This window comes from Trichlorobacter sp. (genome assembly GCF_030247655.1).
GTDB lineage: Bacteria > Desulfobacterota > Desulfuromonadia > Geobacterales > Pseudopelobacteraceae > Trichlorobacter.
Map to the genome: position 1 here is coordinate 1 of NZ_JAOTRZ010000014.1, position 12,281 is coordinate 12,281.

At 53.6% G+C, this 12,281-nt stretch carries 22 protein-coding genes; 21 read left to right on the plus strand and 1 reads right to left on the minus strand.

Annotated features, from left to right (window positions below):
• Nucleotides 1–459: 459 nt before the first annotated feature.
• On the minus strand, nt 460–831 hold the full coding sequence (locus OEL57_RS02200) for a hypothetical protein (protein WP_300736470.1): 372 nt from the start codon (nt 829–831) through the stop codon (nt 460–462).
• Nucleotides 832–921: 90 nt separating this feature from the next.
• On the opposite strand from OEL57_RS02200, the gene OEL57_RS02205 reads away from it, so the two are divergent.
• The 21 genes from OEL57_RS02205 to OEL57_RS02305 all read left to right on the plus strand — a co-directional run bounded on the left by OEL57_RS02205 (nt 922) and on the right by OEL57_RS02305 (nt 12,266).
• On the plus strand, nt 922–1,179 hold the full coding sequence (locus OEL57_RS02205) for a hypothetical protein (protein WP_300736474.1): 258 nt from the start codon (nt 922–924) through the stop codon (nt 1,177–1,179).
• Nucleotides 1,180–1,368: 189 nt separating this feature from the next.
• Nucleotides 1,369–1,863 (plus strand): hypothetical protein, encoded by a 495-nt coding sequence (locus OEL57_RS02210; protein WP_300736477.1) that lies wholly within the window; start codon nt 1,369–1,371, stop codon nt 1,861–1,863.
• Nucleotides 1,864–1,889: 26 nt separating this feature from the next.
• Complete coding sequence (locus tag OEL57_RS02215; RefSeq protein WP_300736479.1) at nt 1,890–2,327, plus strand: hypothetical protein; 438 nt, start codon at nt 1,890–1,892, stop codon at nt 2,325–2,327.
• A gap of 2 nt (nt 2,328–2,329) precedes the next feature.
• A complete protein-coding gene (locus OEL57_RS02220; RefSeq protein WP_300736480.1) occupies nt 2,330–2,626 on the plus strand; it encodes a hypothetical protein in 297 nt (98 codons plus the stop codon).
• A gap of 1 nt (nt 2,627) precedes the next feature.
• Nucleotides 2,628–2,936, plus strand: coding sequence for a hypothetical protein (locus OEL57_RS02225; RefSeq protein ID WP_300736482.1), 309 nt, complete (start codon nt 2,628–2,630; stop codon nt 2,934–2,936).
• A complete protein-coding gene (locus OEL57_RS02230) occupies nt 2,933–3,832 on the plus strand; it encodes a hypothetical protein (protein ID WP_300736483.1) in 900 nt (299 codons plus the stop codon). Before OEL57_RS02225 ends, OEL57_RS02230 begins: the two co-directional genes overlap by 4 nt.
• 52 nt (nt 3,833–3,884) lie before the next feature.
• On the plus strand, nt 3,885–5,471 hold the full coding sequence (locus OEL57_RS02235; protein ID WP_300736485.1) for a hypothetical protein: 1,587 nt from the start codon (nt 3,885–3,887) through the stop codon (nt 5,469–5,471).
• 22 nt (nt 5,472–5,493) lie between these two features.
• Nucleotides 5,494–5,691 (plus strand): hypothetical protein, encoded by a 198-nt coding sequence (locus OEL57_RS02240; protein WP_300736487.1) that lies wholly within the window; start codon nt 5,494–5,496, stop codon nt 5,689–5,691.
• A gap of 60 nt (nt 5,692–5,751) precedes the next feature.
• On the plus strand, nt 5,752–6,687 hold the full coding sequence (locus tag OEL57_RS02245; RefSeq protein ID WP_300736491.1) for an AAA family ATPase: 936 nt from the start codon (nt 5,752–5,754) through the stop codon (nt 6,685–6,687).
• A complete protein-coding gene (locus OEL57_RS02250) occupies nt 6,681–7,151 on the plus strand; it encodes a hypothetical protein (protein WP_300736493.1) in 471 nt (156 codons plus the stop codon). The genes OEL57_RS02245 and OEL57_RS02250 overlap by 7 nt, the downstream gene beginning before the upstream one ends.
• A gap of 117 nt (nt 7,152–7,268) precedes the next feature.
• A complete protein-coding gene (locus OEL57_RS02255; RefSeq protein WP_300736496.1) occupies nt 7,269–7,418 on the plus strand; it encodes a hypothetical protein in 150 nt (49 codons plus the stop codon).
• The gene (locus tag OEL57_RS02260) at nt 7,415–7,621 is read left to right on the plus strand and encodes a hypothetical protein (protein WP_300736498.1); all 207 of its coding nucleotides are present in this window, start codon (nt 7,415–7,417) and stop codon (nt 7,619–7,621) included. The genes OEL57_RS02255 and OEL57_RS02260 overlap by 4 nt, the downstream gene beginning before the upstream one ends.
• Nucleotides 7,618–8,448 carry a DUF3164 family protein gene (locus OEL57_RS02265; protein WP_300736501.1) on the plus strand — a complete coding sequence of 277 codons (831 nt, stop codon included), beginning with the start codon at nt 7,618–7,620 and terminating at the stop codon, nt 8,446–8,448. Before OEL57_RS02260 ends, OEL57_RS02265 begins: the two co-directional genes overlap by 4 nt.
• Nucleotides 8,449–8,457: 9 nt before the next feature.
• On the plus strand, nt 8,458–8,628 hold the full coding sequence (locus OEL57_RS02270; RefSeq protein WP_300736504.1) for a hypothetical protein: 171 nt from the start codon (nt 8,458–8,460) through the stop codon (nt 8,626–8,628).
• Nucleotides 8,628–8,840 (plus strand): hypothetical protein, encoded by a 213-nt coding sequence (locus tag OEL57_RS02275; protein WP_300736506.1) that lies wholly within the window; start codon nt 8,628–8,630, stop codon nt 8,838–8,840. Before OEL57_RS02270 ends, OEL57_RS02275 begins: the two co-directional genes overlap by 1 nt.
• 146 nt (nt 8,841–8,986) lie before the next feature.
• Nucleotides 8,987–9,208 (plus strand): hypothetical protein, encoded by a 222-nt coding sequence (locus tag OEL57_RS02280; protein ID WP_300736509.1) that lies wholly within the window; start codon nt 8,987–8,989, stop codon nt 9,206–9,208.
• Nucleotides 9,201–9,686: a hypothetical protein gene (locus OEL57_RS02285; protein ID WP_300736511.1), complete on the plus strand. Its 486-nt coding sequence runs from the start codon at nt 9,201–9,203 to the stop codon at nt 9,684–9,686. Before OEL57_RS02280 ends, OEL57_RS02285 begins: the two co-directional genes overlap by 8 nt.
• 11 nt (nt 9,687–9,697) lie before the next feature.
• Nucleotides 9,698–10,267, plus strand: a complete 570-nt coding sequence (locus tag OEL57_RS02290) for a regulatory protein GemA (protein WP_300736514.1) — start codon at nt 9,698–9,700, stop codon at nt 10,265–10,267.
• A 3-nt stretch (nt 10,268–10,270) separates the two neighbouring features.
• Nucleotides 10,271–10,588: a hypothetical protein gene (locus tag OEL57_RS02295; RefSeq protein WP_300736517.1), complete on the plus strand. Its 318-nt coding sequence runs from the start codon at nt 10,271–10,273 to the stop codon at nt 10,586–10,588.
• Nucleotides 10,589–10,745: 157 nt separating this feature from the next.
• Nucleotides 10,746–11,297, plus strand: a complete 552-nt coding sequence (locus OEL57_RS02300; protein ID WP_300736520.1) for a hypothetical protein — start codon at nt 10,746–10,748, stop codon at nt 11,295–11,297.
• A 372-nt stretch (nt 11,298–11,669) separates the two neighbouring features.
• Nucleotides 11,670–12,266, plus strand: coding sequence for a glycoside hydrolase family 108 protein (locus OEL57_RS02305; protein ID WP_300736523.1), 597 nt, complete (start codon nt 11,670–11,672; stop codon nt 12,264–12,266).
• Nucleotides 12,267–12,281: the final 15 nt, after the last annotated feature.

Here is a 12,281-nt window from a genome sequence, read left to right on the forward strand (position 1 = left end):
CATTAAATCACGGTGGTACGCTAGAAACTGATTTTTGTCATCAGGTTGGGGCACACTGGTAGTCGCGGGCGGTGGCTGCGATATGGCTTTTTTGTCCTCCTCCACTGAGCATCCGACTACTCCTAACATCGCTAAAAATACAACACCCAACAGTAATATCTTTTTCATAGCCGCTCCGTTTGTCATTGTATTTTTTGACGGTCCTCTAATTTGTTCCATTCGTCTGGATCTACAAGGTGGCTCCCGCAATCAAGGCAGCTCCTGACAACTTTTAGCCCCCATCTTGATCGTTCTGGCCCTAAACGATTATGCGGGCAGTTATCCGAGGTCGGATCGTAAACGTATTTTCCACCGCAAGAACAATCCAACTCAGAATCAGTAAAAGACCGGAGGCTACCACGTAAACTATTACAACTGTGACATTTATAGTTATAAAAAGGCATACGTTTTAAAATCATCTTACCCCGCCTTTCTTTGCTTTTCAGCCATCAGTTCTACAAGGAGTTTCTTCTCTTTAGTGTATTTTAAAACATCCCTCTGTGCCTCTTCATCCATATCCTCCAGCATTTTATCTATGCGCTTCACAACAGGCCCTTTGATGTATTTGGGCCCATCTTCCGCCACGATCCCAGGTTGTTCCCCTTTTAGTAGCCAATCCAAATTCACGTTTTCCTGTATTGCCCACTCAATTATCGTCGGCAGGATTGTCCCTAACCCCTTCTTGTTACTGTAATTTTGTGGAGTCAATTTGAAAAGCGCAGCAATATCTTTGCCTTCAGTGAGGCCTGTGCGTTTTTTTATTCTGTTTTCTATTTCTTTAAAATTCAGCATTACGTGTATTTTCTCGTTGACACGAATACAGCGATTCATGTATTGATTGATTGCCAGTTTACAAAAACAAAGTTTTCAGGTGTCAACCCCATGCGACAAAAAAAAGAGGAGATCACCACTATGTCAGACCTGGAACGCTTTCGGCTCATCAGATCCGAAATGGTACGCAACGGTCTCACGTATCAACAGATATGCGATGAGGCTCGTGTTTCCCGGCAGCGTGTTACTCAGGTGTTTAAAGGGGCTGCCAAAGGCTACCGCATCCGACTTGTCTTTACCCAGCTCTGCGGAATACCAGTTACTTCGCTCTGGCCCGACACCCCGCCGCAATACAGGGAGGCAGCATGAACCGCAAAGAAGCTGCACAACTTATCAACGCAACACAGCCCTGTCATAGGAAGCTACCGTTCAGGGATGCCGTGCAGATCGCCATTTCCAACGGTCTTATTCCTCCGCTGCGTCCCGGTAGACAGGCCACTGAACAGGATAGTCAGCAGGGTCAAGCTGTAGTGGGCCAAATACATCCCAGAGGGCCGTATGCAGCTTAAAAGCCGCTCTGGATACAACTCTGTAGCTGACAAAGAACTCTTTAACCGCTTTGAGCGGGGCCGCTGCAGTCCTGCATTTTTTACAGCTCAGCAATCCCGGTTCGTCGGCCAGTTTAAAGGCTTTCGATTCGGGCAATGCAACGCTGGAATTACACGCTTCGCACTGCAGGGTCAGGCTGTTGATGTGGATCATACAGAAGCTGTTGGCAACCACAGTGTAATCAGTAAGCGTAAAACCGGCCCGTTTCAGCCCTTCCTGTGCCTTAACCAAGCGGGGATAAAACTTGAAGAACCTCGCTACATCGCCGGGATGTTTGGACGTGACGCCGCACTGCGGGCAGGCAATCTGTTTGCTTTGTGTCACGGCATCAAAGGTGGACGGACTGAAATAAAAACGGCTTTTGCAACACCTGCATATGAATCTGGCATCATTGGGGAACATGCTGAACCTCCACAGAAAATCAATATATCAAACTTGTTTTGAGCGTAACAGCGAAAACGAGGAGCGTCATGTCAAAACGTACAGTTAAAAATGATACCGGGCTATCAAAGCAGGCCAGCTTGTTTGACACCGGTGTATCAGAGGGGCAGCTGGATATTCTGCTCGGCGTGAAACAGCTCATGAGTAGGCAGATCAGCGCCAGCGGTATGGACCGGTATGATATTGCCGCACAGATCAGCCGCCTGACCCGCCGAGACTGCACTAAGGACATGCTTGATAAATACACCTCATCAAACCTGGAATACGAACCAGGCATACTGCGCTTTGCCGCTTTTTGTGTCGCAACCCATAGCCTTGAGCCGATCAACTACGTGCTGGAGCCGGTCGGATCGGCAGTCATCAACCCTTCCGATCGCGATCTACTCCGGCTGGCACAACTGGCCGAACAGAAGCGAACAATAGAGCTGGAAATGCAGTCAATTCAAGCCAAGCGAGGTATCAGATAACCATGGCACCCAAAACCTACACACCCGTCCAATCAGACTACAAATTTATCGACATAGTCGAATACCTGCACCAGCAGAACGGGCCGGTATCAGGCGCACAGATCGCCAGGTCCTTGGAGATTCCCCACGCCACCGTCATGAGCCACCTTACTGTTGCTCTGGAGCGCAAGTGGGTGCGGGTCAACAACGATATGTACGAACCAGGGATCAGGCTGGCCGGAATGTACTCGGCCTACAAGATGGGCCTGGTCAATAGAATGGATACCTTGCAGGGCGAACTAAATCAACTGGAGGCATGACATGAAAATCAAACCTTGGGACAGCAGCACCTGTGATTACAGTTTTATGGGTCTTGGTGGACTCTATAACACGATACTGGCTAGTAATATGGACGCCTGTCGGCGTTTCGGAGCTGAAAACGTCCACAGCATTATAGGCAGCGCATTGTTCGCCGAAAAAGACACGACCCCTGAATCGCTTGCCCTTGAAATCGAGCAAAACACCAATATTCGGATAACGCGCGATGATATGGAGTTTCTTGGCAAATTTGTCCAGGCAAGAAAATTGATTGAACAGGCCACAAACCTGCTTAAGGAGGGGCTTAAGTGAGACAGAAACTGACACCAGGCAAAGCAGAGGCCACTGATCCGGCGCTGCATATAGAGATGGAAACCCTGCGTCAAGAGCGTGAAGAGCGCCTGAATGCAGAAGAGGCACAGGCCGATAGGGAGGCGCGGATTGCCGAAGCTCATGAGATTGCAGGCCGTATCCAGGCCTTTACGTTTGTTGGGAAAGTGTTAACCGTTACCACTTTAGTACAGCTGCGACGTATTAAAGAATCAAAGGCATATAAAGACATCCCAAATATCGGAACGTGGGACAAGTATTGTGAATATTTGGGCTTTTCGAGAGAGAAAGTAGATTCAGATTTGAAAAACCTCGCCGAATTTGGAGAAACGTTTTTGGTAACCGTTACCGGTTTTGGCCTCGGTTATCGCGAACTTCGTCAGCTTCGCCAACTAAAATACGACGGCGAATCCTTCCAAATGTCCGATGACGGCAAAACAGTAGTGATTGAGGGTGAGGCCATCTCTCTTGGGGATGATGCCGCACCAGAGATTGAGGCCGCCCTTGAGAAGTTACTGGAAAAGAACAAAACCCTGCGGGAGCGCAATACCAGGCTGGAAAAAGACCTGAAAGGCGCAGTCAAAGAGGAGGTCGCCGGCCTTGCTGCAGAAAAGAAAGCCCTGCTGGAGCGGGTTAAGGACTTGGAAAAGTACGAACCGCAGCAGCTTGATGAAACCAAATACGAGGCCCAGTACGCCGAGATACATAATCTGATGTCGCAACTGGGCGGTTGCATCAAGGCAGTTATGGCCCTTGATGATCTGCAGGATCACCCCGGAACCATGGCGCGGGTTGATGGCTATGTAGAAGGCTGCACCTACCTGGCCAATGAGCTGCGCGAACTATGGGCAGATCAGTGCATGTTTAAAAACGAATAAATCGGGGTGCCATATGGCGGCAGCACGGGACATAGAACCAGGGGTGGTACAGATGATTGTAACTGATTGGAAAACAGCAAAACACGGCGATAAGCGCCGCATAATCGAAAAGTGGGCGGGGATGCTCCAGGTAGCCCCTCAAACCATTTACCGTGTGCTGCCCAAAAACACCAACCGGCGCAAGCGGGCAGCCACCCGTCATCATACCGGTATTGAGGATGCTGCTCGCGTCGTAGCAATGCTCAAATACTCCGTTCCCGAACATCGCGGCACCATCACTACCCGCGATGCCCTGGAAAACGCTCTACTAAACGGCATGATTGACAAACGATTTTCAACGGTACCGGTAGGCACCTTTGACCGGGTCATCCGTGAACTGGGTATTAACCAGCAGCGCCGCCGCATTCAGCGTTTTCAGGCAGAGCGCCCCAATGAAATGCACCATGTTGACGCCTCCAGTTCAGACTGCTTCTACGTGGCTGAGGAACTGCCCGGTGGTGACTACCTGCTGCGCCTGCACAAAGGCCACCGGGATTACAAGAACAAGCCAATACCCGTGGATGGCCTGCGCCCCTGGTACTACGGCGTGGTTGATGACCACAGCGGCGTTTTCTGCGCCCGCATGATTGCTGCACGGGGCGAGAGTGCAGCCGACAACATGGACTTTCTCTGTTATGCCTGGTCACAGCAGGAAGGCAAAGACCTCTACGGTTTGCCGGACAAGCTAAAGGGTGACCTCGGCCCCATGATGCGCAGCCCGGAATTTAAAGAGTTCCTGGGGCGGCTGGATGTTGACATAGACCCATCACTGCCAGGCGACAAGGAGGCCCACGGCAAGATAGAGGTCTGCTGGTCAAAGATGTGGCGTAGCTTTGAAAAGGCCTACTTTATGGCCTCAGACTGGAAAAGCTTCACCATAACTATGTCTGAACTGATGGAGCGTTTTAACCGCTGGACAGAGCGCTACAACCAGAACCCGCACCGCTTTGAGCGCAAGCTGACCAAAAAGCAGGCATGGGAGAGGATCAGCCGCCACGGCGGGGCCGTGCTGATGCCTGAAAACGCTTTGCATACCATAGTCAGGCGCTGGTCCAGAGAGGTGAAACAGGACGGCACTTTCAGTATTGACGGTACCCTGTACGAGGTCAAGGGGTTGCACGATGCCAGCGTATGGGTCTACCAGGGCGTGTTTGACAACAAGATGGTGGTGGTAGATCGCGCCACCGGCAACAAGTATGAGGTTGATGACTTTATCCCGAACAAGCTGGGCGAATTCAAGGCAACGCCAGAAACCGGCTATCAACAAACCCGCAAAGCCGCTGCAGATTTGACCGGCGTCCAGAACCTGCTCTACACCCCGGAACATCAAGAAATGATCAAAACCGAGCAACCACGCAATGTCATCAAAATCCCGGTTAAAACCACCATCCGCGAGCTTCAGAACCCTCTCGACCTGGACACGTATCACGATATCAACCAGGCCATTCGTGATCTGCAGACACTCACCGGATCAGTGTTTATGGGAACCGAGCGGAATGAACTGATGACCTACATCCGTGAAAACGGCATGTCGCGGCGGTTTGTGGCAGAGCTGGCCGGAGAAATACAGGTAGAGCAGATGCAACGGATAGCGCTGTAGCACAACTAAATGGAGGTGGACAATGGGAACTGCCGTGCAAAAACAAACATGCAGAACGGTTGGAGAGGTTGTTGATGCGTTATCAGTGTTCAACAGGGATTTGCCCGTTGAATGCGGCCTGGATGACTGCGTCACGGTGTACAGGGTAGAGCCTGATATTCGTGGCGGGCTGGAGCGAGTTGAGATTTGTGGGGATGATCCGTGGGCAGGGGAAGAATAAAAACAACGGCCCCCGGCGCTGCAACGCCGGAGGCCATAACCCAGAAGGGAGGTACAAATCATGAGTAGTATGACCAGACTGGAAACATTTGTCAATCTTGGCTACACCCACGACCCGTTTAAAAAGCCAGTGAGGTTTGAGACCGGAGACATGGTGCGCTGCCGTCGCATCCTCACAATGGCCGTCAACAGCCGAGCCATGGTCAGCATTGTGGGGGAGCGGGGCTGCGGCAAAACCGAGGCCGTTGACTCGGCTCTAAAGGGGATGTCGGTGCCTATGCAGATCATCAGGGTGCAGCGTGATGCCCAGGAAAAACTCACCATTGATGACATCAAAACGGCCCTCATCACCGGCCTGAGTGAGGAGGATGTCCGGCGTGGCGGCATAGCCAGTCATGCTCAACTCAGGCGCGTACTGGGGGCATCAGCCACTCAAAAAACCGCCCAGGGATCGGAACATCAGATCGTTGTTGTCATTGAAGAGGCCCAGCGCATCCACTCAAACACCCTGCGCAGCCTCAAAACCCTGCGGGAAATCGAATGGTGCGGGCAGCGTGAACTCTGCACCATTGTCCTGGTTGCCCAGAGCGATCCTATGAACCGTGCCGGTGTCTCTGAAGTGCGGCTGCGGTCAGACCTGGTGCGCATGCAGGGCCTGTCCGCCAATGAGGCCGCCCATTATGTGCGGGAAATCATAGGAACGCACTTTGACGATGCCGCTGTAGAGACCTTGGCTGAACTGTCAGCCGCCCGCAATTATCTGGAACTGCAGGCACTCTGCATAAATCTGCTCAACATCGCCCTGGCTGATGGCCGCGAACAGGTATCGGTTGAGGATGTCCGGGCCATTGCCACTCCGGCAGCTCAACCGGTACCCAGGGCAGCAGCCCGCACCAAACCGGCAGCACCAGCCCCGGCAACCAGCGCCCTTAAATCGGTGCTGGAACGCCGGACCGCAACTGCCGCACCAACAGACGGGAGGGCCGAGGCATGCTGAGACTGAAACAGGCCATGGATGAACTGAAAATACCGCAACAGGCGTTTGTTGCGGCCTCCGGCTGGAGCAAAACACAGGTCAGTCTGACGCTGAACAGCGGCAAACTTCCGGCCAATGCAGGTAAGTTTGCTGCTGATGTGCAGGCATTTGCAGAGACACGGCCTGAGCTTATTGCCTGGCTCGGATGCCGTGGGCTGACGGTACCTGCACTGTGTGACAACCTGGCTGAACCGGCTGCCGATAACAGTGCCACAGCAGATCTGGAACGTGCCCTGTGCGAGGTGGCCGGTCGGGCCGTGCTGATGGTGTCGGTGCCACGGGAAACCGTGATCGGGCTGGCCCGTGTTGCCGGGCTGCTGCTGGATAAACTACACAGCCTGGCCGGGGCTGATGCCCCCTACACCCTGCGGATTGAGGCTAAGGCCTGCGCCATGCTGGCCGGTGCAGAAGGGGGGCAATCATGATCCACTGGGGCTACTGCATAGCATCCTCCCTGGGCGGTGCCGCCATCATGTTGTTACTGGTCGCCTGCGCAGACGCGGCAAAAACCGCTGATAACCAAACGGAAAGGAAGGGCTAACATGTTTAACGCCATCAGAAAAATACTGAAGCACTTGGAGAACCGGCGCAAGTGGAGCCGGACCAAACGCTGGATGCAGGAACATGCGCTTAACTCTGATCGGATGACCGTAGGGCTACTGGCCTCAGGTTCGCTGAGGCTCTGGAAATGAGCACCAGGGCATGGTTGGCAGCTATTGCCCTGGCAGCGGTATTCGGCGGCATAGGCGGCTGGTCGCTGCGGATCACCACCGCAAACGACCGCTATATCAGGGCGCTGGCAGAACAGCACGAAGCCGCTAAACGCTACTGGGATGTACACACAAACGACATTATCACCAATAACACGCTGGCACGAGAAAGGAACAAGCGATGAACCATTACAGCTACAGCCCACATGAGGGCATGCAGTACCACCCGGACAAAGAGGTTGCCAGGGCCGCAGCAGAGGAGGCCGTCCGCATCATGTCTGCAGATCCAGGTTACACCGCTGATGATATGGCCCAGATCACCTGGGGCGAAGTAACCGAACGGGCTGACTCAACCGGCGCTGTCGGGTATGCCCTGAAACGCCAGGACCGCCTCGCCTACGAGGCAACACACCCGCAGGTAATCAACGGGCGTATGGAGAACGGCAACGGCGACCTGGTCAGGATAGAGAACATCAAGGCGCAGGATCTTCTTGAACATGACATGGTGTTAAGTATTGCCTGCATCTGGTTGCCGTTAAGCGCGCTGCTGTCCAGATTCAAGCTGCACACCTTTACCGATATCACCGCCTTCGTGAATGTTCTCTTTGAGGAATACAACACGAAACGAGGCGGATCTAAGGGAAATATGACCTTTACCACCTTTGATCGTAAATACAGGCTGGCTCTAGCCATACAGGAAACCATCGGCCTGGGGCCAGAACTGCTGATAGCCCGGCAGAAACTGCTGGACGCTGTGGATGAATACCCTGATGAGGCCAACGACCTGAAAACCATTGTCCTGGCGATACTGTTCCCTACTAACGGTCAGGTACGGGTTGCCCAAGTATTAAGCCTTCGGGCCTACAAACTGAATAACCCGTTGTGGAATGAAGGGATGATGATCATCGACAAAGCGATTGAAGTGGTCAGCAGCAAGCGGCAGATCAGGCTGTATGTCCGCAATGAGCAGGGTGAGTACGATGCCGTACCGCTCAGCATCGCGGCACTGTAGGGGGGTGGCATGATGGAAGAACAGATCATTACTACCAAGGTGGTTGAAACAGTCGGAGACCTGCGCCGGGCCATGACCACATTACGCGATGATATGCCGGTGCGGGATCACATTAAACGGCTGGGGCTGGCGGTAACCATGGTCAAGACCGAGCTGGGCGAAGTTCTGGAGATATCCTGATGACCCAGATGCGTACCTCAATCAAGGCCCGTGCAGATTACCGACCGGCCACCAAACAGGACGGGGATAAACGGTGCCGCTACTGCACCCGGAAAACCGCAGGGTGGAAAGGGTCAGGCAACCACGCTACGCCCGTACTCAACTGCAGGCTGTTGGGGATCAGCGTCAACCAGGATTACACCTGCAGGGAATATAAACCAGAGGGCAGTTAACCGTTGAACCGGTGGCCGGAACCACCCCCCAGCCCCCTCCTGAATCAGGAGGGGTAGCGTCCGGCCACCCATTGAGCGGCTAAATAGACAAAATAGACAAATTGCTCAATTTCGCAAACTGAACAGAAATGCTTGAGGGTATCGACATGGATGAGAAAAAACAGCAGCACCTGATTAAAACCCTGAACAACGAAGGCATGACCGTACTGCTGACCAGAGATTACAACGCCATACTCTTGAATCTGGCCCTGCTTAAACGGTTTGAACGCCGGGTGCGGGTTGCCGCCCAGGTAGATACCCCGCTTGCCATGCTGGTTAAACAGATTGATAACGATGCCGCACGTATTACCGAGACCTGCAATGCATAATCCGATACAGCGCTTTGAACAACGCTTTAAATCCCCCCCGGCCCCCCTTTCTGAAGGGGGGAGAGGTCTGCAGCATGTACCCCGTCGTGTCCAGGCCATACAGGCCCTTGCGCAGTGGAAACAGGCCGGACTTGAGCAACCGGATGCATGGCTACGTCTGGAGATAGGTGAGGCGTTTCAAAAGCTGATATGCCTGGCGCTGCCCGGAGCCCCTGCAGTTGAGATGCTGCCTGCCACGGCTGAAATGTGGCTGCTGCTAATGGCTGATATGGATCTGACGGAAGAGATTGATCAGCCACGGATACATAAGGGATTCGGTCTGCTGTACCTGCATTTAAAACAGTGGCCGCAGCTTGCAGACCTGATTGACAACCTGCCGCCACGCCCACAAAAAGCCCAGCCAGCTCCACAACGCACTGCAGAACAACATGCAGATGGAGCGTCAAAACTGCAGGATATACTGGATGGATTGAAGTAGAGGGGACTGACATGGCTAATACCTATCGCAAACGCAAGACCGGCGTACCGATCAACAAAAAGCAGATCGCCGTAATCAAGCTGGCCTGCAACAGCCTGCAGATTGATGATGCCACCTACCGCGATATGCTCCAGGACCGCTACGGCGTCACCTCCTGCACCAAACTCAGCTATGACCAGGCTGGTGAATTCATCCGTGAGCTGGAAGGCAAGGGGTTTGCGGTGCAGCCCAAGAAAAACACCGCCCCTGCCCCGCGCCGTCCCCGTCCCTCTATCCCCAGGAACAAGGGCACCGTAATTGCCCTGGCCAGCCAGGATGAACGGGACAAAATCAACGCCGTGGCAGAGCTGATACAGTGGCGTGAAGCCAACGGGCTGGCCCTGTTTCTGGAAAAGCGGATGGGGATTAAAGAGGGTACGGTACGCACCTCTGCTGAGGCATACCTTGCCATTGAGGGCCTGAAAAAGATGTTTCAGAACGGCATGAAGAAACAGCACGGCCCGGCCTGGTGGCGGATGGTCTTTACTGATCCGCGCATTGTGGAATACATCCGGCAGCACTGCCCGGATCAGTGGAGGTAACCCATGGAACGGGATGACCTGAAATGGCTGGCCGAGCTGGACCCTGAAACCGATCTGAACGAACATTACCGCGATGTAGTGGCCGTGATCGGGCTGGAGGCTACCCTGAAGCTGGCGGCTGCGTTCCCGTCCATACCGGTCTATCTGGCCAACCCCCACTACATCCTGAAGCAGGTCAAAGTCCGGTACGTGCTGAAGCATGGCAAAAAGCTCACCCCTCGGCGGCTGGCACTGGATACCGGATTTTCAGAGCGGATGATCTATAAGCTGCTGGAGGAAAAAGAAGAGGACGGTGGGTGGAAGCAAGAGAGTTTGATCTAACCAACGTGATAACCGGCTTACGGGTTAAAGCGTACAGATGGGCAGGGCCAGCAGAAGAGAAACCGCCAAAATTCAGCGGGGAGTAAGTAAGTCCGAGTTGATTAGGCCGTTATGTTTTAAAACACGCGCTGGCCGATAGGCCATAAGGATTTTGACTATGAAGATTTTAATAGCTTGTGAATATAGCGGAACGGTACGGGATGCTTTTATAGCCAGAGGACACGACGCAATGAGTTGCGACCTGCTGCCGACTGACGCACCTGGGCCACATTACCAAGGGGATGTGCGGGATGTGCTGCATGGCTGTTGGGATTTGATGATTGCACACCCGCCATGTACGCACCTGTCTGTTTCTGGAGCGAGGCATTTTGACGCGAAGAAAATGGATGGGCGGCAACAGTCTGCGATCAGCTTTTTTATGATGCTGGCAAAGGCAGACATACCGATGATAGCCGTGGAAAATCCGGTTTGCATCATGTCTTCAATCTGGCGCAAGCCAGACCAGGTTATACAGCCGTGGCAATTTGGGCATGGCGAGACAAAGGCAACCTGTTTGTGGCTGAAGGGACTGCCGCCGCTGATACCTACCGAAATTGTGGACGGTAGGGAAAGCCGAATACACAGAATGCCGCCAAGCCCCGAACGTTGGAAGGAACGCAGCAAGACCTATGAAGGGATAGCGCAGGCAATGGCTACACAATGGGGTTAAGGTTTTGCGCGGGTTTTGGGACATAACACCGAGCTGACCGGCATGTCCGGTCCAGCGGGAGTTAGACGCTACCCCATTGACACACCACGTCTAACCGGCGTATAAGCCCGCCATCACCAAGGCCCCTTTCCACAACGGAGAGGGGCTCTTTTTTTGAACCCATCAACTGACTACCCTTCCCACCTCCTATATACCCATACCTGCTTGTATCTCCAACTCTGGACCGGCAGCGCCCTGGCGCGTTGACCCCAGGCGCATAAAAACCGCCCCGGTCCATAATCACAAACCGCCCGACAGCATTGTCGAAAGGATAGCCGGATGTTCCGGCGCAACGGCAGGGGGGCCGCCCCCTGCCGCACAACAGGAGGCCCCATGCGTTTGATACTTGTTGTAGCCATGCTCGCCCTTACTGTCAGCCCAGCCTTTGCTGCAGACATCAACAAGGCCCTGGTGGTGGTATTCGGTCACGAAGGCGGCCTGCAGTGTGACCGCAATGATCCTGGTAACTGGACCGGTGGCAAGGTCGGCGTTGGCAGGGCAGGCTGCACCAAGTTTGGTATTGCCACCAACAGCTACCCGAATCTGGACATCCGCAACCTCACCATCCACCAGGCCGCCAAAATCTATGAGCGCGATTACTGGAACCCGCTGCACCTGTCCGAGCTGAAGAGCCAGGCTATTGCCACCGAGGTTTTCGACACCGCCGTTAACTGCGGTGCTAAATCATCTGCCCTGATCCTGCAAAAGACCTGCAACCATCTGAACGGCAAAGGCAAAGATTATCCGCTTAATGGCCGGATCACCAGCGAGACCATCCGTTGGATCAACGACTACACCGTTAAAAAAACAAACCGTACCAGGTTCTGGAAACTACTGAACGGCTACCAGCTGGGGCGGTACATCCAGATCGTAGATGCAAACCCACGTATGACGCGCTACCTGAACAGCTGGTTATCGAGGGTCTGGTGAAATGATCGACATTGC